The sequence below is a fragment of the Streptomyces sp. NPDC039609 genome (genome assembly GCF_055596705.1).
Map to the genome: position 1 here is coordinate 106555 of NZ_JBVIUJ010000008.1, position 19138 is coordinate 125692.

The following is a 19138-nucleotide window of genomic DNA, read 5'->3' on the forward strand; positions in this document are numbered from 1 at the left end:
CTCAGAGCGACCGCGCCAGCTCCGCCGCCCGAGCGAGGTGCTCGTCCCTGAGGGTGGCCCACTCCTCCTCCCCATGGGTCGCCGACCCACCCAGGACGACGAAGTCGCTCGTCTTCGCACGCGCGCCGATCCGGTCGGTGAGCATGACGGTCCTCATCGCCTCGTGGCACCCCGAGGCGTCGAGCTCGGCGACGGTGTACCCGGCCGTGCACAGCACCAGCGCCTTCCGCGCCACCACGACCCCGGCCGGCTTGTACGCGAACCCGACCGTCCACACCCGGTCGAACCAGCCCTTGAGCCGCGCGGGACAGTCGGCCCACCACACCGGATAGACGAACACCCACGCGTCGGCGGCCGCGAGGCGGGCGTGCTCGGCGGCGACGTCGTCGGGAACGGCCGCGTCGGCACGGCGCCCGGACTCGCGCTCGTACTCGTCGCGCGTGAGCTCCGATCGGAACCCCATCGCGTCGAGGTCCGAAACGGTGTACGTGTGTCCGCCCTCGACGAGCCCACCCATGAACGCGTCGAGCACATCACGCGTGAAGCTCCGCTCACCCGGGTGCGCGTAGACGACATGAACGTGGGTCACGATCTCTCCCCCTCCGCCTGATTCCAGGCCTCCAGAATCTCGCGCGGGACGCGTCCGCGGTCGGGTACCGCGTAACCGTTGGCGCGCGCCCACTCGCGCACGACCCCGGTACTGACGGATCGTCCGGTCAGCTCCAGGGGACCCGGAGGCCAAGGCCCACCGGTCCCGGGCGTGGACGGCGTGAAGGTCGCGCCGTGGTCGAGGAGGTCCCGGGGGAAGAGAGGGACGGTGGTCCGGCCGCCGAGCAAGGCGGCGAGGAAGTCCGTCAGGGTTCCGCGGTGGGTGTACCAGCGGCGCCCACGGGCTTCGTTGACGGCGACGTGCCAGGCGTCCGGGTCGGTGGCCGGTTCCGTGATCCAGAAGAGGTACTCGCCGTTGTCGGTGACTCCGATGGCGAAGAGGTTCCGCGGGTCGTACCGAACCAGGCGGGCGTCCCGGGCTCGGGTGTCTTCGAGCAGGCGACGGATGGTGGCGGGCATGGGCCCGGTGAGGGCGACCCATTGCGTTGCCCCGAGAGGGTGGTAGAGGTGCAGGAACCGGCAGAACGCGCCGGGACCGTAGGTGTCGGCAAGGTTCTTGTAGTCGCGGGGCAGCCGTATCCCCAGGGTGTTCTCGATCTCGTCCCAGTCCGAGGGCGGCGGTGCGGCGGCCGGTGGCGGGCTGAGCCGGGTGAGTTCGTCGAAGCCGGTCACAGGGTCCCGTCCGTCCGTATCGGTCGCGTTCCGGGGGCGGTCGCCGACGGTTCCCGCCGCCCTACGAACGTGCCCCCGGCCGACCGTGGTCGACCAGGGGCACTCGGGAGCCGTGTCCGGCTACGCATCCGACTGCGGCGTGAGCCGCAGCGAGATCGAGTTGATGCAGTAGCGCTGGTCCGTCGGCGTCGGGTAGCCCTCGCCCTCGAAGACATGGCCCAGGTGCGAGCCGCAGCGCGCGCAGCGCACCTCGGTGCGGAGCATGCCGTGCGAGCGGTCCTCGATCAGTTCGACGGCGGCGCTGTCCTTCGGGTCGTAGAAGGACGGCCAGCCGCAGTGCGACTCGAACTTCTCGGTCGAGGTGAAGAGCTCGGCGTTGCACGCCCGACAGGAGTAGACGCCCTTGGTCGTGGTGTCGGTGTACTCACCCCGGAACGCGGGCTCGGTGCCCGCCTGGCGCAGTACCTGGTACTCCGCCGGGGTCAGCTCCGCACGCCACTGCTCGTCCGGCTTCTCGACGTCGTACGACATGAGCTCTCTCCCTCTACTTCGACAGGTGGGCGAGGATCCGCGGTCCGAGGTCCGTGACGTCGCCCGCGCCCATCGTGAGAACGAGATCACCGGGCTTGGCCATTCCCGCGATCACCTCCGGGACGGTCTCCTTGTCGTGCACGGCCGTCACGTCGGCGCCGGCGGCGCGGGCAGCCGTGATGATCAGCTCGCTGGTGATGCCGGGGATCGGGTCCTCGCGGGCCGGGTAGATGTCGAGGACCACGGAGGCGTCGGCGAGGGCCAGGGCGTCGCCCATCTCCTTGCCGAGCTCCTGGGTGCGGGAGAAGAGGTGGGGCTGGAAGACGACCACGAGCCGCGAGGCTCCGGCCGCGCCGCGCATCGCCTCCAGGTCGGCGGTCATCTCCGTGGGGTGGTGCGCGTACGAGTCGATGACCTGGACGCCCGCCGCCTCGCCCTTCAGCTGGAGGCGCCGGCCGACACCGGTGTACGCGGTGAGGGCCTGGGCCAGCTCGGCGGGGTCGATGCCGACGCGGGCGCCGGCGGCGAGGGCCGCGGCGGCGTTGTGGGCGTAGTGGCGGCCGGGGACGGAGACGGTGAAGGTGTGCTCGACGCCGTCGAGGACGACCACGACCTCGCTGGTCATGCCGTTCGGCACGATCGAGCGGATCCACACGTCGGAGGTCTCGGCCTCTCCGACGGTGACGATGTCCAGTCCCTCGCGGTGCGCGACCCGGGCGGCCAGCTCGCGGGCGCCGGAGTGCTCGCCGACGACCAGGGTGCCGCCGGGGCGGATCTTGGCGGCGAACGCCTCGAAGGACTCGTAGATCTCGTCCAACGACGCGTAGTTCGCGTGGTGGTCCAGCTCCACGTTGAGGACGATCGCGACCTCGGGGTCGTACTTCTGGAAGCTGCGGTCGCTTTCGTCGGCCTCGGCGACGAAGACCTCCCCCGCGCCGTGGCGGGCGTTGGTGCCGGGGCCCGCGAGGTCGCCGCCGATGGCGTACGAGGGGTCCAGGCCGAGCTCGGTGAGGGCGACGGCCAGCATGGAGGTGGTCGTGGTCTTGCCGTGCGTCCCGGCGACGGCGATCGCGCGCAGGCCGTCCATGAGGGAGGCGAGGGCGTCGGAGCGGTGGACGACCGGGATGTCGAGCTCGGCGGCGCGGGCCAGCTCGGGGTTGTCGGCGCGAATGGCGCTGGAGACGACGACGGCGGTGGCATCGTCGGCGAGGTGGCCGGCGGCGTGCCCGATGTGGACGGTGACGCCGAGGGCGCGCAGCGCTTCGGCGGTCGCGGACTCCTTCGCGTCGCTGCCGGCCACCTTCGCCCCGCGCTGGGCGAGGATCTTCGCGATGCCCGACATTCCGGCACCGCCGATGCCGATGAAGTGCGGCCGTTCCATGGCGGCAGGGATGGCGGGTGCCATGCGGATCTCTCCCCGGGGTGCGACGTACAGGAGGGCCCCAGCCTAGTGGCTCGCCCGGACGGCCCCGGGCACCGCGCCCGCGGCCGTCCGGGCCGCCCCCGTCACTCGCTGTGCGCGAACAGCTTCAGGACCGGGACGCCGACCTTGTGGCGGGCCCGCGAGGCCCAGTCCCGGTGGAAGAACTCCTCCACGTAGTGCGGGGCCGTCAGGACGATCACCTCGTCGGCGTCCGACTCGTCGACGACGGACTTCATCTTGTCGAGGGGGTGGTCCTCGACCACCTGTCCGACCGCCTCGCAGCCGGCGTTCCGCAGGGCCTGGAGCGAGTACTCCAGGGCCTGCTCGGCGGGGACACGGGCCTCCTTGCCCTCCGGTTGGTCCCCCTCCTTGGCCGCTTCCTTCAGCTCGCCCATGGCGACGTCGTCGATGGCGCGCAGCAGTACATCGGCCTGGTCACCACGGGGCTGCATCAGCACGATGAAGGACACCGTCTCTTCGCCGTGCAGGGTGGTGACGAATTCCACGTCGACGGACGTGAGGGGCTTCTCGATCATCAGAACGCTTGTGAACACCTCAGGAGCCCTTCTGCGGAAACCATCCTTCCCCGTGCCCGCACGGGGTCTACGGGGGTAAGTGTGCCCAGCGGAAGCTAACCGGAACGACAAATTCCGCCGATTGTCAGATCCGACGGTAGCGGGTGAAAAGGAACCCGGCCTCCTCCAGCACCGACGCCACGGCGAACCGTTTCGGGACGTCCACCGACGGGCCTCCCGCGATCCTCTGAGCGGTGCCCGCCGTCATCGTCGGCGACACCGTCAGACACAGCTCGTCGAGCACGCCCGCCGCCACGAACTGTCCGAGCAGCCGGGGCCCGCCCTCGGTCAGCTGGCGCCGCAGCCCCCGCGCCGCGAGCGCCGCCTTCGCGCGGTCCGGCTCCACGCCGGGCCCGTCGCCGGCGACGACCACCTCCGCACCCGCCTTGACGGCCGCGTCCGCCCGGTCGGGGGGCGCAGCGGCCCCGGTCAGGATCAGCGTCGGCACCAGCGGCTCGGTGAACAGCGGGGCCGAGAAGTCCAGGTCCAGGGAGGCGCTGACCACCGCGATCACCGGCGCGGGCCCTTGCCCGGCGGCCGCCCGGCGGGCCGCGAACACGTCCCGGGCGCGGGCCGGCCTGTACCCCTCCTGGCGTACGGTCTGCGCCCCCACCACGATCACGTCGGCCAGACCCCGCAGTGCGCCGAAGATCCGCATGTCGCTGTCGGACGAGAGGGGCTGGGAGCGGCCGTCGTGCTGACCTGCCCCGTCGAGGGAGGAGACCATGTTGGCGCGCAGCCAGACACCCTCCGCGGGCAGCTCCGGGTACGCGTAGAGATCGGCCAGCTCGTCGAGGGACCACTCCCGGTCCCCGGCGAGGGCGTCGTCGGCTGTCATGTCCGTCACAGGGAACAGGCGTCGCATCCTCGCAGTCTGACACGGCGCTTACAGTGGGGAACTGTGTCGACCCGTGCCTCCCACACCTCCCGCGTCATAACCGAAGCCGCTTCCGTCGAAGCCGCTCCGGTCTCCCTCTGCGCCCGGGAGCCCCATGTCCCCGCCGACCGGCTCGTCGCCGAGATGGTCCCGCCGCCGCGATTCGACTCGGTGCGGTTCGACACCTACATCCCGGACCCGAACCAGCCCAGCCAGACCGACGCGGTCAAGGCCCTGAGCTCCTTCGCCGAGGGGCTCGGCGGTGCCCACGCCACCGGCGCCGGCAGGCGTCCGGCGCTCGGTCGCTGGTTCGCCAAGAAGCCCGCCGCCCCCACCGGCCCGCGCGGGATCTACCTCGACGGCGGCTACGGCGTCGGCAAGACCCACCTCCTCGCCTCCCTCTGGCACGCCACGCCCGCCGAGCCGGGGCTCAAGGCCTTCGGCACGTTCGTGGAGCTGACGAACCTCGTGGGTGCGCTGGGCTTCCAGCAGACCGTGCAGACGCTCAGCGGACACCGACTGCTCTGCATCGACGAATTCGAGCTGGACGACCCGGGCGACACCGTCCTCGTCTCCTCCCTGCTCAGCCGGCTCGTGGAGGCGGGCGTGGCGCTGGCCGCGACCTCCAACACGCTGCCTGGCAAGCTGGGCGAGGGCCGGTTCGCCGCCGTCGACTTCCTGCGCGAGATCCAGGGCCTCTCCGCCCATTTCCGGCCGCTGAGGATCGACGGCGAGGACTACCGTCACCGCGGGCTGCCCGAGGCGCCCGCCCCGTACTCCGAGGAGCAGGTGACGAAGGCGGCGTACGCGACGCCGGGCTCCTCGCTCGACGACTTCCCGCACCTGCTCGACCACCTGGCGAAGGTCCACCCCAGCCGGTACGGCGCGCTGACCGACGGACTGTCCGCGGTCTGCCTCACCGATGTCCAGGCGGTCCCGGACCAGTCGACCGCGCTGCGGCTCGTGGTCCTCGCCGACCGGCTGTACGACCGTGAGGTCCCGGTGCTCGCCTCCGGGCTCCCCTTCGACCGGCTGTTCAGTGAAGAGATGCTGAAGGGCGGGTACCGGAAGAAGTACTTCCGGGCGATCTCCCGGCTCACCGCCCTGGCACGGGACGCAAAGGGTCTGGTGGAGCAGTAGGTTGGGGCCATACCCGATCGAAAGGGATTCATCATGGCCGCAACCCGCTCCGCCCACGCCGTCTGGGAGGGTGACCTCCTCAAGGGCAAGGGCGTCGTCACCCTCGACTCCTCCGGCCTCGGCTCGTACGACGTCTCCTGGCCGGCCCGCACCGAGGAGCCGAACGGCAAGACCAGCCCGGAAGAGCTGATCGCCGCCGCACACTCCTCCTGCTACTCGATGGCCTTCTCCAACATTCTGGCCAAGAACGACACCCCGCCGACCCGCCTGGAGACCAAGGCCGACGTCACCTTCGTGCCGGGCAAGGGCATCACGGGCAGCCACATCACCGTGCGCGGCGAGGTCCCGGGCCTGGACAAGGACAAGTTCCTCGAGCTGGCCGAGGACGCCAAGAAGAACTGCCCGGTCAGCCAGGCGCTCACCGGCACCACGATCACGCTGACCGCCGAACTCGCCTGATCGCTCTCGCCACATGAGGCCGTTGTGGCCCGCATGGTTCACCTGTCACCACAGTGCGTGATACACACATGCGGGTCACACGTCACATCACACACCTGTCCGCCAACAGGAAAAGTGGGTTGCCTCATGTCCGCAACACGACGTCAGATCCTGTCCCGCTCCGGCGCGTCCGTCGCCGGCATCGCCTTCGCGGGCGCCTTCTCCGAACTCTTCGCCGGTACGGCGGCCGCTCGCGGTCACGCCGGATACGGCCCGCTGATCCCCGACCCGGCCGGGCTCCTCGACCTCCCCAAGGGCTTCCGCTACAAGGTCCTCTCCCGCCAGGGCGACCCCCTCCGCTCCGGCGAGGGCCTCGTCCCCAGCAATTTCGACGGCATGGCCGCCTTCGCCGGCCGCCGGGGCCGCGTCCATCTGGTCCGCAACCATGAGAACCGGGTCACCGGCAAGATCGGCGTCCCGACCGTGGAATGCCTGACGTACGACCCCGCCGCCAAGGGCGGCTGTACGGCGATCGAGCTGGACGGCCGCGGCAACGTCCTCGGCGAGCGCGTCGCCATCGCCGGCACCGCGGTCAACTGCGCGGGCGGGCCCACCCCTTGGGGCACCTGGCTGACCTGCGAGGAGACCGAGGACAAGGCCGGGACCAACGGCTACACCAAGGACCACGGCTTCATCTTCGAGGTCGACGGCGCCGATCCGCACCGCACCGGAGCCGTACCGCTGACCGCCATGGGCCGCTTCCAGCACGAGGCGATCGCCGTCGACCCGCACAGCGGGATCGTGTACGAGACGGAGGACGCGTTCGAGCGGCCCTTCGGGCTCTTCTACCGCTTCCTTCCGGAGAAGCCGCTGGGCGGCCACGGTTCGCTGCGTGCGGGCGGAGCCCTGGAGGCGATGCGTGTGCCGGGCGTGCCCGACCTCTCCGTGGTCCAGGAGACCGGGGCGAGCTTCGGTGGCGTCGAGTGGGTCCCCGTACCGGATCCGCAGGCGGTCGAAACACCCATCAGGCTCCAGGACTTCGGGCCGAAGGGCATCACGCACGCGCAGAAGCTGGAGGGCTGCTACTGGGGCGGGCGGGCCGTGTACTTCGTCTCGTCCTTCGCCCGCGCCAAGGACGGCTCGGCGGCCACCCACTACGGCCAGGTGTGGAAGTACGAGCCGCATCGGCGCCGGCTCACGCTCGTCGTCGTCTTCGGTCCGAGCACCGACATCCAGCTGCCCGGGGAATCGCCGGACAACATCTGTCTCGCTCCGAGCGGCGGTCTGATGGTCAGCGAGGACGGCGAAGGTGGCCAGCACGTCTACGGCGTGAGCCGGAAGGGCGAGGTGTACGCGGTCGCCAGAGGGGCGCAGAACATCGGAACGCCGGAGGCCCCGGAGTGGGGCGAGTTCGCGGGCGTCACGTTCTCGCCGGACGGGCGGACGATGTACGTCAACTGCTACACCCCCGGGACGACGTTCGCGGTGACGGGCCCATGGTGCTGACCTAGCCCTTCGCCACACCGTTCGCGGGTCCGTCGAATCCGTCGCAGGATCGGGAGAAGGCGAGCGACGGACCCGAAGGGGCGCAGATGGCGAAGAAGGAAGAGAAGAAGGACGGGAAGGCGGCCAAGGGGTCCAAGGGGTCCGGGAAGAAGCGGCCGCGGACCCCGCCGGTGCGGTCCGCGGCCCTGCGGGAGGTGCTGCGCCTCCCCGTCGGCAAGCCGGTCGACCTCTCCTCGTACTCCGCCAGGGACATCCCGGCCGGCCCGGCCGACAAGGCGGCCGGGATCGAGGCCACCACACGTCTGGCCCCACGCCTCGCCGAGCTCCAGGAACGCCTCTTCGCGGCGAGCACGGCCGGCGACCGGCGCCGGCTGCTGCTCGTGCTCCAGGGCATGGACACCAGCGGCAAAGGCGGCACGGTCAAACATGTGATCGGCTACTTCAACCCGTCCGGCTGCCGGATCCGGTCCTTCAAGGCCCCCACGACGGAGGAACGGGGCCACCCCTTCCTCTGGCGGATCAGCCGGGCCCTGCCGGTGCCGGGCGAGATCGGCATCTTCGACCGCTCGCACTACGAGGACGTGCTCATCACCCGCGTCCGGGACCTGGTCCCGCGCCGCGACCTCGGCCGACGCTACGGCCAGATCAACCGCTGGGAGGAGTCCCTCGCGGACGACGGTGTCACGATCGTCAAGGTCTTCCTGCACATCTCGTACGAGGAGCAGCGCGCGCGGCTTCTGGAGCGGCTCGACAACCCGGACAAGCACTGGAAGTTCAACACGGGCGACATCGAGGAGCGGGCGCTGTGGCCCGCGTACCAGCATGCGTACGAGCTGGCGCTGGAGCGCTGCTCCACACCGGAGGCGCCGTGGTACGTGGTCCCCGCCGACCGTAAGTGGTACCGCAACTGGGCCATCAGCACGCTGCTCCTGGAATACCTGGAGGCGCTGGATCCGCGGTACCCGCCGGGAGACTTCGACGTGGCCGAGAGCCGTAGGCAGCTGCTCGCTTCCTGATCAGTTACTTTCCGTGGATGACCATTTTTGTACGAAGAATGTCGGCGCTCGCTCTGCTGGGCGCCGTTCTTGTCGGCTGTGGCGGGGGCACGGCCGACACGGCGACGGTGACTGACGCCCCGTCCACCACGCCGAGCACGCCGGTGGGCAAGGCGCCGAGCGCGAGCGCCGCGGCCGGCCCGGCGACGGTGCGCAAGGCGCCCCCCACCATGGCGCCCGGCCCGGAGGGGCTCACTCCGGTGTTCGAGCGGGCCCCCAAGGGCAAGAACGGGATCAGGAACAAGGTCGTCGCGCTGACCTTCGACGCCGACATGACGGCCGACCAGGGGCCGCGTGCGGCAGACGGGGAACGCTTCGACAACCCGGCGCTGATCGCGACGCTGCGGCGGCTCGAGGTGGACTCGACGATCTTCATGACCGGCCGCTGGGCCGAGGAGTACCCGGACCAGGCGCGCTCCATCGGCACCGATCCCCGCTTCGAGATCGCCAACCACTCGTACAGCCACTACGCCTTCGCCTCGCCCTGCTACGGACTGCCGACGGTGGCGAAGCAGGACATGGCCAAGGACGTACGGCGTGCCTTCGAGGCGTTCCGCGAGGCCGGGGCGCGCAATGTGGTGCCGTACTTCCGCTTCCCCGGCGGCTGCTACGACGACGACGCCCTGCGCGCGCTCGCCCCCGCCGAGGTCACGGCGGTGCAGTGGGACGTGGTGAGCGGTGACGCCTTCGCCAAGGACGGCGACGCGGTCGCCCGGCAGGTCCTGGACGGCGTACAGCCCGGCTCGCTCGTGGTCATGCACTGCACGCGCAGCGCCGCCCCGGTCACGGAGCAGGCGATCCGCCGGATCGTGCCGGAGCTGCGGGCCAGGGGCTACCGCTTCGTCAAGGTCTCGGAGCTGATGGCGGAGCGGGCGTCCTAGGCAGCGACGTCATGGGGGTCCGCGATGACCTCCGCGGCCCGCCGGTTCGCCGTGACGCCCCACGCCGGGCGCAACGTCGCCAGTCGGGTGACCGCCGTAGCCAGCCATTCCGGGTCACCCAGCCGGTCGGCCGCCTTCGCCGCGACCGTGTGGCACATGTGACGTCGCGTCATCAGCCTATCCGGAGCAGGCCGTTCGCTGGCCTTCGTGCCATTCGCAGACCGGGCAGAGGGTGATCCCCCGGGTCGACTCCGGGTACTCGGTCGGCTTCCGGCACAACACGCACTCGGCGTACGGTCCTTCGGCGGGCGTCGTCACCGCCGTCACCTCGGTGGGCTCGCAGTACGACGTGTCCTCCTCCATGCGTGCGAGGGTACTCACTCCCGCCAGGCCGTGGCCCTGATGCTCACGGCCGCCGCCGCACCGGCGAGGAGCAGGGCGCCCACCAGGGCGAGCCAGGGCATCGTGACGGTCGCGGTGCGGGAGCCGGTGATCAGGCCCTGCACCGCGTACTGCGCCGGTGAGCCGGTCGTCACGAGCGCGAGGAGCGAGCCGAGGACGAGCGCCGCGAGCGACCAGCCACGGGATCGGACGAGCGGCCGGGTGGTGAGGGCGCCGACGGCGGCGCCCGTCAGGACACAGACCGCGGTCGCGAGCAGGCCCGAGGTCCCGGCCTCGAACGGGTCGACGCGGCGGAGGTCGCTCACCGCCGTCACCCCGACGACGGCGACGACGCCGAGGAGCGCCGCGCAGGCCACGGCGGCCAGGACCGCAGCGAGGTGCGCGCGTCCCCGTCCGGCCGCGGCGGCCACGACGTTCCGCGCGGCGGACGGTTCCTGGGTGAGGCAGATGCGCACCGCCCAGGCCGTGACGGGGAGCAGCGCGGCAGCCGCGTAGCCGAGGGCGCCGAGCACGGGCTCCCCGGTCTGCACACCGACGCCGAGGAACACCGCGTACAGGAGCAGGGGTGCGAGCCAGCGCTGCGAGCGCAGCAGCAGGTCGGTCTGATAGCGCAGCAGTGCGGTCATACCCGGACGCCTTCGGTGCTCAGCTCGTGGATGTGCCAGGTGGCGTCGAGCAGCGCCCGGAGCAGTCCGTCGGAGTGCGCCGCGTCGACGGCGTACACGGTCGTGCCGTCGGACCCGGGTTCGTACGAGGGAGAACCCGGCAGCCCCTCGGGGAGCGGGCGGCCGCCGGAGACCACGATGCGCACGCGGGTCCGCATGTCGTCGTCGCGTCGAGGACGGCCGGACCGAACCCGCCCCTCCTCCACCGTGAACTCGGCGTCGGCCTCGCCCGCGAGCCGCCGCGGGTCGTGGTCGACGAAGACGACCGTCCCGCCCTCCGCGACCCGCTCGCGGACGGCCCGGTCCAGCTCATGGCGGGCGCCCGTGTCGAGGCCGGTCCAGGCCTCGTCGAGGACCAGAAGGTCCGGAGCGGCGAGCAGCGCCTGGGCGACGGCGACCTTCTGGCTGCTGCCCTTGGAGAGCTCGGCGAGCGGGGTGTCCGCGAACGGCCCGGCGCCGAACCGCTCCAGCCACTCCCCCGCCCCCGCGGCCGCGTCCGCCCGGCCGAATCCCTGGACGCGCCCGAGGTGGGTCAGATAGCCGCGCGCGGTGAAGGGCAGTGCGACCGGGAAGCGCTCGGGGACGTACGCCGTCCGCCGCGGCCGACCGGTGATCCGGCCCTCCGTCGGCGCGTCGATGCCCGCGAGGAGCCGGAGCAGTGTCGACTTGCCGGTGCCGTTGGTGCCGGTGATCCGGACGAGGGCGCCGGCGGGCACGGTGAGGCCGACCTCGCGCAGCACCCACGGACCGCGCAGGCCGTAACGGCGCCCCACCCGTTCCAGGTTCAGTTCGAGGTCTTCTGAGGAGTGAGCTCGCTGGGCCGGACGATGACGAAGCCCTCGCCCTCGAGCCTCAGCTGGACCGCCTCGCCCGAGCCGCCGCGGATCATCGAGCCGACGGACTGGGAACGGTGCAGCGAGGTGCGCAGCTGCTCGCTCCAGCCGACGACCGCGTCGGTGTCGACGCACACCGGGGCCTGCGCGGTGACGGGGATGACGATCGGGGTGCCCTCGCACATCAGGGCGATCTTGCCGTAGCCGCTGAAGACGCTGTTGAAGAGGCCGCCGCCGGTCATGCCGGCACCCTTCACCGTCTTGATCTCGTAGCCGAGGGTGGAGTCGAAGCAGAGGACGTTGCGGCCGTTCACGGTGAGCGCGTCGTTCTGCTCGACCTCGACGATGAAGCAGTTCTGCGCCTCGTGCGCGAACCAGGCCTCGCCCTGGCCGCGGACGGCCATCAGGGCCAGGCCCTCTCCGGTGACGGCGCGCTTGAGCATCCCGCCGATGCCCTGGCCCTTGCGCTCGAACTGGAGGTCGCCGCGGAAGGCGATCATCGAGCCCTGGCGCGCCTGCATCTCTCCGTTGACGGCGTACTTGACGCACTTGGCGTTCTGCAGGCTCATCCCCGGGAACGTCGCGGTCTCGGCAAGGTGTTCGCTGGCAAAAAGATCGCTCTTCATGAAGGGCATCCTGTCCCGGAACCTCCGATTCCTACAAGAAGCGCCTCGGCGAGCGGTGGCAGACTTGCCGGGTGAGCAGCAACGAAACCGATGTCCGCGATGAGAAGCCCCAATTCGTCCTCCCGCTGGTGGTGCGGATCGAGAAGGCCGAGCCCCCGGCCCGTACGGACGCCCTGGAGACGGCCGCTCGCGCCGTCCTGACGATCCTCGCCGACGAGCGCGCGCACGGTGACGGCGAGTGGGCGCAGGCCATGACGGACTGGCAGGACGCCCGGATCCGCAAGGTCGTGCGCCGGGCACGAGGCGCGGAGTGGCGGCGCGCGGAGACGCTCCCGGGGATCACGGTGACGGGTGAGGCCGCGGAGGTACGGGTGTTCCCGCCGGTCCCGCTGGACGGCTGGCCCAAGGAGCTGGCCAAGCTCCAGGTGTCGGGCACCGACCTGGAGGACCCGGCCGTGCCCGGCGCGCCGCGGCCCGGGGCGGCGGTGCTGTGGCTCAACCCCGATCTGGACATGTCCGCGGGCAAGGCGATGGCCCAGGCGGGGCACGGGGCGCAGTTGGCGTGGTGGGAGATGTCGGACGCGGACCGCAAGGCATGGCGCGAGGCCGGCTTCCCGCTGGCGGTGCGGACGGCCGATCCGGCGCGCTGGGCGGAGCTGACGACGAGCGGCCTGCCGGTGGTGCGGGACGCCGGATTCACGGAGATCGCGCCCGGTTCGTGCACGGTCGTGTCCGAATTCCCCGTGCTCGTTTCGAACGGCGACTGAACGCGCCCGTCCCGTAGTACGTATCTCCCGATACCGCCAAGTGGGTTGAACGGAAGCGTCCTTACCGGTTCAGTCTGCGGTGACCGAAATTTCGAACGTACGGGAGACACCTTGTCGCTACGCGTCAACGGGACGGTCCTCATCATCGCGGCGCTCGTCGCCACGGTCGGCGCGCTCGCCTTCCCCGTCTGGTCCTATGCCGACCGCTCCGGAACCGGCCAGGCGAATCTGAACGCGTCGAGCGTGGCCACCCAGTGGGGGCCGCTGTCCGCCACGGACCGGGACTTCCTGGTCAAGGTGAGGCTGGCCGGCCTCTGGGAGCTCCCGGCCGGCCAGCAGGCCATCGAGCGCGCCCCGAGCCGGGCCATGGTGGAGTGCGGCGACCACCTCGTCGTCGGCCACACGGACCTGGACCGACGGGCCCGGGACGTGGCGGCCAAGCTCGGCGTCGAGCTGCCGAACCAGCCGACAGAGCAGCAGCAGGGGTGGCTGCGGGAGCTGACGGCGTCGCGCGGGGAGGAGTACGAGCGGAAGTTCGCGAACCTGCTGCGCAACGCGCACGGCAAGGTGTTCGCGCTGATCGCGGAGGTCCGGCACACCACGCGCAACGCGCTGATCCGGCAGCTGGCGAGCGACGCCAACCAGACGGTGCTCGACCACATCACCATGCTGGAGGCGACCGGGATGGTCGACCACGACGCGCTGGCGAACGAGGCGGCGGGCCGGAAGACATCGCCGCCGACCGGTCCGCCGGTCGTGCCCTCGCCGGCGGTGCCCACGCCCGTGGTGCCGTCGGGGACGGACCAGTCGTTCACCTCGCGTCCGGTGCCGGAGGCGGGGATCGTGACGCCGCACTCGATGCCGTAGCGCCGCGGAACCTCAAATCAACCTCTGAACGTCCCTCCGACTGGATTCGAACGGCTCCGGCCGGGCCATCAGCTGGGGGACCGAAGGAGGGGGACATGAAGGAACGCAGCACGGCACTCGGCACGACGCCCGGCACAGGACTCGACTCCGCGCTCCAGCCGGCGCTCGGGATCGGCATCGGCTGGCGGCCGGAGATCGCGGACGCGGTGGAGGCGCTGCCCGGCATCGACTGGGTGGAGGTCGTCGCGGAGAACGTATGTGCCGGCCACCTCCCCGACTCGCTGAAGCGGCTGCGGGCGCGCGGGGTCACGGTCGTGCCGCACGGGGTCTCGCTGGGCCTCGGCGGCGCGGACCGGCCGGACGCGGGGCGGCTGGCGGAGCTCGCCGCGAAGGCGGAGGCGCTGGGGGCGCCGCTGGTGACGGAGCACATCGCGTTCGTACGGGCCGGGGGCGCGCTGACCGCGACGCCCCTCCTGGAGGCGGGGCACCTGCTGCCGGTGCCGCGGACCTGGGACGCACTGGACGTCCTGTGCGAGAACGTCCGGATCGCGCAGGACGCGCTCCCGGTACCGCTGGCGCTGGAGAACATCGCGGCGCTGATCTCGTGGCCCGGCGAGGAGCTGACGGAGGGCCAGTTCCTGGCGGAGCTGGTGGAGCGTACGGGGGTACGGCTCCTGATCGACGTGGCGAACCTCCACACCAACCACGTCAACCGCGGCGAGTCCCCGTCGAAGGCCCTCGCCGAACTCCCGGTCGAGGCGATCGCGTACGTCCATGTCGCGGGCGGCCTCGAACGCGACGGCGTCTGGCACGACACCCACGCCCACCCGGTCCCCGAGCCGGTCCTCGACATCCTCTCGGACCTGGCGTCGAGGATCTCCCCACCAGGCGTCCTGCTGGAACGGGACGACCACTTCCCTCCCACGGAGGAACTGACGTCGGAACTGACGGCTATCCGGGAACGGTTGACCGGGGCGGTCGGCAGGGCGGGGGCACCGTCCGCAGAGACCCGGACCGTGCCCGCCGAGGCGGGGAGGACGTCCGCCGAGGCCGGGACAGGGTTCCCCGCAGACCGGGTGGAGGCCGTCGCGGGCAGCGTTCCGGCGACCTCCGGGATCGAGCGCCCGCTGCTCATCGGCGCGGGGGCGCGGGTCTCCGGCGGTCCGATGCCGCAGCCGCGGCGGACAGCGGGCGCGCGCGAGCACGGTGATGCCGTCGCCGAGCCGCCCGGCACCCCGGCGCAGCCGGCCGAGGGCGGCGTACGGGCACTCGCCCCGGGTTCACCCCACGCGGCGGGCCCGCCCGGGGCGGAGAGCAGCCAGGTCCTGTCCCGGCCGGTCGAGGCTCGTCCGCAGCAGGCTCGTGACCGGGTCGCCGTGGCACAGGTTGCGCTGTTGTCCGCGCTCGTCGCGGGGACTCCCGCGCCCGAGGGGTTCGACACGCGGCGGCTCGGTGTGCAGAGCCGGGCGCTCGTCGGCAAGCGGGCCGAGGTGATCGCCAAGATCGCGCCCGAGCTGCCGGAGATCCTCGGGGACGGCTACCGCCGCGCGTTCTTCGCGTACGCCCGGACCCGCCCCATGTCCGGCGGCTACCGCCGCGACGCCCTCGCTTTCGTCGAGAGCCTGCTCGTCGCCGGCCGCCCCGAGGACCCCGACGCGCGGCGCCGGCTCACCCGGTGGTGGCGGGAACGCACCGACACGCGTCCGCCTCGCCGGGCGACCCGACTGATCCGCGCCGTCCGCGCCACGCTCGTAGGAAAGAGGGCCGCATGAACCTCCTCGCCCTGATCGTCTGGGCCGGCGTCCTCGTCACCCTCGGCATGACCATCGCCCACCTCCGCGCCGCCCGTGCCGACCGCGGCGGCTCCGTCCACGACCTCGCCGAGGCCGCCTTCCTCCTCGGCGGCCCGCCCCGCGTCGTGGACACGGCCCTGGCGGCCCTGCACGCCGAGGGAGTGATCGGGGTCGGCGGTCCCGGCCTCGTCGTCGTGCTCCGCCCCGACCTGCGGGCCCGGGACCATGTCGGCCGTGCGGTCCTGGAGCGGCTCGCGACCGCTCCCAGCGGTGCCCTGCACGAGCTGCGCCTCGCGGTGATGCGCGGCCCCGCCGTCCAGGAGATCGGCGACGGCCTGGCCGCGCGCGGCATGATGGTGACCCCCGCGGACCGGCTGACCGGCAAGCGGTGGTGCCTCACCCTGGGCTTCGGCTCGTTCGCGCTGCTCATCGTCTCGATCGCCCTGTCCGTGGGCGTCGCACGCGAACCCTTCGAGGTGCCGTTCGTCTTCAAGGTGGCGCCCGTCCTCTTCGCGGGCATCATCGGCTCCCTCGTCTGCGGCGCGTACAACGCCGGGCGGACGACCCTGGCCGGCCGCCGCGCCGCCGCCGAGTACCGGGCCGCCCATACCTACTTCCCCGACGCCGCGCACCAGGTCGGGCTGCGCGGACTGCGCGCCGTACCCGACACGGAACTGCGGACCCAGCTGATCGCGGCGGCCCGGATACCCAGGTCGCCCATGACGCACAACTCCTCCAACAGCGCCACCACGGACGCGTTCACGCTCGCGGCGCTGCACTGGTGCGCGGGCACGCCCGGCAGTCCGGGCGGCTGCGGCGGCGCTTCCGGAGGAACGGGAGGCGGGGCCGACAGCGGCGTCGGCGGCGGTGGCTGTTCCGCGAGCGCCTGCTCGAGCGGAGGCGGTGGTGGCGGCGGGACCGGCTGCGGAAGCTCCAGCGGTGGCGGATCCAGTTGTGGGAGTTCCAGCGGCGGCGGCAGCTCCTGCTCCAGCAGCAGCGGTTCCAGCTGCGGAAGCAGTTCCAGCGGCTGACCGGGTTGTTGTTCGCGACACGCCCGGAAGGTCCTTTACACGCCCCGCGCCGCGTGCCGACGATCACCGGCGTGAAAGCCCTCGTGCTGTCCGGAGTCGTCGGCTCGCTCGTGCTGACCTCCCTCGCCACCCCGCCCGGCCGGGCCCTTGACGCCCCGCCCTCCGAGGTGCACGGCACCCTGCTCGCGGCCCGCCGCGCCGCGACCGAGGGCATCCGCTTCACCACCTGCCCGGCGGAGGAGAAGCTGCCGCCGCACATCACGTGCGGCACCGTCCGGGTCCCCGTCGACTACGCGGACCCGGACGGGGCCTCGATCCCGCTCACCGTGAGCCGGGTCGAGGCCTCGGGCCCGGCCGCCGACCGCCAGGGCGCGCTCGTCTACAACCCCGGCGGCCCCGGCGCCTCCTCGACGTTCTTCCCGCTGACCGCGGAACTCCCCGCCTGGAAGCGGATCTCCGCCGCGTACGACCTGGTCGGCTACGCCCCGCGCGGGGTCGGCCGCTCGGCTCCCGTGTCCTGCCAGGACCCCGCCGACCGTGCCACGCGCCCCACCCCGGCGCCCACCCACCCCTCGGAGGTCTTCAAACAGGAGCGGATCGCCCGCGCCAAGACGTACGCCCAGGGCTGCGCCACCCGTACGGGCACGGCCCTGCGGCACTACCACTCGCTGAACAACGCCCGTGATCTGGAGGTGCTGCGCGCGGCACTCGGCGAGCCGAAGCTGACGTACATGGGCGCCTCGTACGGCACGTACTTCGGGGCGCTGTACGCGACGCTCTTCCCGCACCGGGTGCGCCGGATGGTCTTCGACGCGCCCGTCAACCCGGCGCCGCACCAGGTCTGGTACGTCAACAACCTCGACCAGTCGCCCGCGTTCGAGCGCCGCTGGGCCGACTTCCGTACCTGGGTCGCCGAGCACGACGAGGTGTACGGCCTCGGCACCACGGCGCGGGAGGTCCAGGCGAGTTACGAGAAGGTCCGCGTCGAACTCGCGGCGAGCCCGGCGGGCGGGAGGGTCGGCCAGGGGCAGCTGCACGCGGCGATGCTCGACGTGGGCTACCACGACGGTTTCTGGGCGCTGCGGGCCACCGCGCTGTCGCGGTATCTGCAGGGCGATCCGAAGCCGTTGATCGAGCAGGCCGCCCCGGCGCCGGAGACGTCGGACGCCGGGAACGGAAGGGCGGTGTACACGGCCGTGGAGTGCAACGACGCTCCCTGGCCGGAGGATTTCGCCGTCTGGGACCGGGACAACACCCGGCTGGCGGAGACCGCTCCGTTCGAGACCTGGGACAACGCGTGGCTGAACCTGCCGTGCGCGTACTGGAAGGCGCCGCGGCAGAAGCCGCTGGACGTGCGGACCGGTCCGGGCGTGCTGCCGCCGGTGCTGATCCTGGCCGCCGAGCGCGACGCGGCCACGCCGTACGAGGGGGCGCTGGAACTGCAGCGCAGGCTGTGGGGGTCCGCCCTGGTGACCGAGCGGGACGCCGGTACGCACGGCATCGGGGGTGGCCCGAACGCCTGCGTCAACGGGTACCTGGAGACCTATCTCCTGACCGGGGCCGTGCCCGGAGGGACGCCGGTGCGGCGCGCGTCATGCGCGCCGCACCCGGAGCCGGACCCGGTGTCGCTGGAGCGGCGTGCGGAACTCCGTCCGCCGTCTGATCTTCCGGGTCAAGGGATGACGGCCCGACCGATCGCCGGGCCGTCACCGAGTTCGTAGGGCCGTCAGGCCAGGCCTGCCACCAGGTCCGCCACGGAGCGGCGGCGGCCGGTGTAGAACGGGACCTCCTCGCGGACGTGCATCCGCGCCTCGGAGGCGCGCAAGTGGCGCATGAGGTCGACGATGCGGTGCAGCTCGTCGGCCTCGAAGGCGAGGATCCACTCGTAGTCGCCGAGCGAGAACGAGGCGACCGTGTTGGCGCGCACGTCGGGGTAGCCGCGGGCCATCTTGCCGTGGTCCGCGAGCATCCGGCGGCGGTCCTCGTCCGGCAGCAGGTACCAGTCGTAGGAGCGCACGAAGGGGTAGACGCTCACGTAGTCGCGGGGCGTCTCGTCGGCCAGGAAGGCCGGGATGTGCGACTTGTTGAACTCGGCGGGGCGGTGCAGCGCCATGTTCGACCAGACCGGCTCGAGGGCGCGGCCCAGCTTGGTGCGGCGGAAGAGGTTGTACGCGTCCTGGAGCTCGTCGCTCGTCTCGGCGTGCCACCAGATCATGACATCGGCGTCGGCGCGCAGACCGGAGAGGTCGTACGTGCCGCGGATGGTGATGTCCTTGGCGGCGAGCTGGTCGAACAGCTCCTGGACCTCGTCGGCGTAGCCGGCGCGGTCCTCGGGCAGGTTGTCGCGCAGCTTGAACACAGACCACAGGGTGTAGCGGATGACCTCGTTGAGGTCCTTCGCCTTCTTACCGGCGTTCGGGATCTTTTCGGGCGCACTCATACGCCTA

The 19138-nt window shown here is 71.9% G+C and carries 22 protein-coding genes; 10 read left to right on the forward strand and 12 right to left on the reverse strand.

Going from position 1 to position 19138, the window contains the following annotated elements:
- Nucleotide 1: 1 nt before the first annotated feature.
- The 6 genes from ACZ561_RS24440 to ACZ561_RS24465 form a co-directional block, all read right to left on the reverse strand.
- On the reverse strand, nt 2-589 hold the full coding sequence (locus tag ACZ561_RS24440; RefSeq protein ID WP_470998813.1) for an NAD(P)H-dependent oxidoreductase: 588 nt from the start codon (nt 587-589) through the stop codon (nt 2-4).
- Nucleotides 586-1281 carry an SMI1/KNR4 family protein gene (locus tag ACZ561_RS24445; protein ID WP_470998815.1) on the reverse strand — a complete coding sequence of 232 codons (696 nt, stop codon included), beginning with the start codon at nt 1279-1281 and terminating at the stop codon, nt 586-588. The genes ACZ561_RS24440 and ACZ561_RS24445 overlap by 4 nt, the downstream gene beginning before the upstream one ends.
- Before the next feature lie 120 nt (nt 1282-1401).
- A complete protein-coding gene (msrB, locus tag ACZ561_RS24450) occupies nt 1402-1812 on the reverse strand; it encodes a peptide-methionine (R)-S-oxide reductase MsrB (RefSeq protein ID WP_376444222.1) in 411 nt (136 codons plus the stop codon).
- Nucleotides 1813-1825: 13 nt separating this feature from the next.
- Nucleotides 1826-3217, reverse strand: coding sequence for a UDP-N-acetylmuramate--L-alanine ligase (gene murC, locus ACZ561_RS24455; RefSeq protein WP_470998817.1), 1392 nt, complete (start codon nt 3215-3217; stop codon nt 1826-1828).
- A gap of 101 nt (nt 3218-3318) precedes the next feature.
- Nucleotides 3319-3789, reverse strand: a complete 471-nt coding sequence (locus ACZ561_RS24460) for an indole-3-glycerol phosphate synthase (protein ID WP_470998819.1) — start codon at nt 3787-3789, stop codon at nt 3319-3321.
- 106 nt (nt 3790-3895) lie between these two features.
- Nucleotides 3896-4675, reverse strand: coding sequence for a pyrimidine reductase family protein (locus ACZ561_RS24465; protein ID WP_470998821.1), 780 nt, complete (start codon nt 4673-4675; stop codon nt 3896-3898).
- A 36-nt stretch (nt 4676-4711) separates the two neighbouring features.
- Between ACZ561_RS24465 and zapE the strand changes: the two genes are divergently transcribed.
- The 5 genes from zapE to ACZ561_RS24490 all read left to right on the forward strand — a co-directional run bounded on the left by zapE (nt 4712) and on the right by ACZ561_RS24490 (nt 9707).
- Nucleotides 4712-5827, forward strand: coding sequence for a cell division protein ZapE (zapE, locus tag ACZ561_RS24470; protein ID WP_470998823.1), 1116 nt, complete (start codon nt 4712-4714; stop codon nt 5825-5827).
- A 33-nt stretch (nt 5828-5860) separates the two neighbouring features.
- Complete coding sequence (locus ACZ561_RS24475; protein ID WP_329114651.1) at nt 5861-6286, forward strand: OsmC family protein; 426 nt, start codon at nt 5861-5863, stop codon at nt 6284-6286.
- A gap of 126 nt (nt 6287-6412) precedes the next feature.
- Nucleotides 6413-7771, forward strand: coding sequence for an alkaline phosphatase PhoX (locus tag ACZ561_RS24480; RefSeq protein WP_470998825.1), 1359 nt, complete (start codon nt 6413-6415; stop codon nt 7769-7771).
- 86 nt (nt 7772-7857) lie between these two features.
- Nucleotides 7858-8787: a PPK2 family polyphosphate kinase gene (locus ACZ561_RS24485; RefSeq protein WP_470998827.1), complete on the forward strand. Its 930-nt coding sequence runs from the start codon at nt 7858-7860 to the stop codon at nt 8785-8787.
- 17 nt (nt 8788-8804) lie between these two features.
- Nucleotides 8805-9707, forward strand: a complete 903-nt coding sequence (locus tag ACZ561_RS24490) for a polysaccharide deacetylase family protein (protein ID WP_470998829.1) — start codon at nt 8805-8807, stop codon at nt 9705-9707.
- Here the strand turns inward: ACZ561_RS24490 and ACZ561_RS24495 are convergent.
- Genes ACZ561_RS24495 through ACZ561_RS24515 form a run of 5 tightly spaced genes read right to left on the reverse strand, consistent with a single transcriptional unit; the run spans nt 9704 to nt 12233 of the window.
- On the reverse strand, nt 9704-9880 hold the full coding sequence (locus ACZ561_RS24495; protein ID WP_470998831.1) for a hypothetical protein: 177 nt from the start codon (nt 9878-9880) through the stop codon (nt 9704-9706). The two genes, ACZ561_RS24490 and ACZ561_RS24495, sit on opposite strands and share 4 nt — an antisense overlap.
- A gap of 4 nt (nt 9881-9884) precedes the next feature.
- Nucleotides 9885-10070: a hypothetical protein gene (locus ACZ561_RS24500; RefSeq protein WP_470998833.1), complete on the reverse strand. Its 186-nt coding sequence runs from the start codon at nt 10068-10070 to the stop codon at nt 9885-9887.
- A gap of 14 nt (nt 10071-10084) precedes the next feature.
- Nucleotides 10085-10735 (reverse strand): ABC transporter, encoded by a 651-nt coding sequence (locus ACZ561_RS24505; RefSeq protein WP_470998834.1) that lies wholly within the window; start codon nt 10733-10735, stop codon nt 10085-10087.
- Nucleotides 10732-11562, reverse strand: coding sequence for an ABC transporter ATP-binding protein (locus tag ACZ561_RS24510; RefSeq protein ID WP_470999327.1), 831 nt, complete (start codon nt 11560-11562; stop codon nt 10732-10734). The genes ACZ561_RS24505 and ACZ561_RS24510 overlap by 4 nt, the downstream gene beginning before the upstream one ends.
- Nucleotides 11559-12233: an AIM24 family protein gene (locus ACZ561_RS24515; RefSeq protein ID WP_470998835.1), complete on the reverse strand. Its 675-nt coding sequence runs from the start codon at nt 12231-12233 to the stop codon at nt 11559-11561. The genes ACZ561_RS24510 and ACZ561_RS24515 overlap by 4 nt, the downstream gene beginning before the upstream one ends.
- 71 nt (nt 12234-12304) lie before the next feature.
- On the opposite strand from ACZ561_RS24515, the gene ACZ561_RS24520 reads away from it, so the two are divergent.
- The 5 genes from ACZ561_RS24520 to ACZ561_RS24540 all read left to right on the forward strand — a co-directional run bounded on the left by ACZ561_RS24520 (nt 12305) and on the right by ACZ561_RS24540 (nt 18412).
- Nucleotides 12305-13000 (forward strand): peptidyl-tRNA hydrolase, encoded by a 696-nt coding sequence (locus ACZ561_RS24520; RefSeq protein WP_470998836.1) that lies wholly within the window; start codon nt 12305-12307, stop codon nt 12998-13000.
- A 111-nt stretch (nt 13001-13111) separates the two neighbouring features.
- On the forward strand, nt 13112-13867 hold the full coding sequence (locus tag ACZ561_RS24525; RefSeq protein WP_470998837.1) for a DUF4142 domain-containing protein: 756 nt from the start codon (nt 13112-13114) through the stop codon (nt 13865-13867).
- A gap of 95 nt (nt 13868-13962) precedes the next feature.
- A complete protein-coding gene (locus ACZ561_RS24530) occupies nt 13963-15639 on the forward strand; it encodes an MbnB/TglH/ChrH family RiPP precursor modification enzyme (protein ID WP_470998838.1) in 1677 nt (558 codons plus the stop codon).
- On the forward strand, nt 15636-16691 hold the full coding sequence (locus tag ACZ561_RS24535) for a TIGR04222 domain-containing membrane protein (protein ID WP_470998839.1): 1056 nt from the start codon (nt 15636-15638) through the stop codon (nt 16689-16691). The genes ACZ561_RS24530 and ACZ561_RS24535 overlap by 4 nt, the downstream gene beginning before the upstream one ends.
- Before the next feature lie 71 nt (nt 16692-16762).
- Complete coding sequence (locus ACZ561_RS24540; protein WP_470999329.1) at nt 16763-18412, forward strand: alpha/beta hydrolase; 1650 nt, start codon at nt 16763-16765, stop codon at nt 18410-18412.
- 5 nt (nt 18413-18417) lie between these two features.
- Here the strand turns inward: ACZ561_RS24540 and hemQ are convergent, their stop codons facing one another.
- On the reverse strand, nt 18418-19131 hold the full coding sequence (gene hemQ, locus ACZ561_RS24545) for a hydrogen peroxide-dependent heme synthase (protein ID WP_329114673.1): 714 nt from the start codon (nt 19129-19131) through the stop codon (nt 18418-18420).
- Between the last annotated feature and the right edge of the window lie 7 nt (nt 19132-19138).

Coding starts and splice junctions, on each gene's coding strand:
- ACZ561_RS24480 (WP_470998825.1), top strand. CDS start 6,413: ATGTCCGCAACACGACGTCAGATCCTGTCCCGCTCCGGCGCGTCCGTC.
- ACZ561_RS24535 (WP_470998839.1), top strand. CDS start 15,636: ATGAACCTCCTCGCCCTGATCGTCTGGGCCGGCGTCCTCGTCACCCTC.
- ACZ561_RS24515 (WP_470998835.1), bottom strand. CDS start 12,233: ATGAAGAGCGATCTTTTTGCCAGCGAACACCTTGCCGAGACCGCGACG.
- ACZ561_RS24500 (WP_470998833.1), bottom strand. CDS start 10,070: ATGGAGGAGGACACGTCGTACTGCGAGCCCACCGAGGTGACGGCGGTG.
- ACZ561_RS24490 (WP_470998829.1), top strand. CDS start 8,805: ATGACCATTTTTGTACGAAGAATGTCGGCGCTCGCTCTGCTGGGCGCC.
- ACZ561_RS24505 (WP_470998834.1), bottom strand. CDS start 10,735: ATGACCGCACTGCTGCGCTATCAGACCGACCTGCTGCTGCGCTCGCAG.
- hemQ (WP_329114673.1), bottom strand. CDS start 19,131: ATGAGTGCGCCCGAAAAGATCCCGAACGCCGGTAAGAAGGCGAAGGAC.
- ACZ561_RS24475 (WP_329114651.1), top strand. CDS start 5,861: ATGGCCGCAACCCGCTCCGCCCACGCCGTCTGGGAGGGTGACCTCCTC.
- ACZ561_RS24485 (WP_470998827.1), top strand. CDS start 7,858: ATGGCGAAGAAGGAAGAGAAGAAGGACGGGAAGGCGGCCAAGGGGTCC.
- msrB (WP_376444222.1), bottom strand. CDS start 1,812: ATGTCGTACGACGTCGAGAAGCCGGACGAGCAGTGGCGTGCGGAGCTG.
- ACZ561_RS24530 (WP_470998838.1), top strand. CDS start 13,963: ATGAAGGAACGCAGCACGGCACTCGGCACGACGCCCGGCACAGGACTC.
- ACZ561_RS24465 (WP_470998821.1), bottom strand. CDS start 4,675: ATGCGACGCCTGTTCCCTGTGACGGACATGACAGCCGACGACGCCCTC.
- murC (WP_470998817.1), bottom strand. CDS start 3,217: ATGGCACCCGCCATCCCTGCCGCCATGGAACGGCCGCACTTCATCGGC.
- ACZ561_RS24495 (WP_470998831.1), bottom strand. CDS start 9,880: ATGACGCGACGTCACATGTGCCACACGGTCGCGGCGAAGGCGGCCGAC.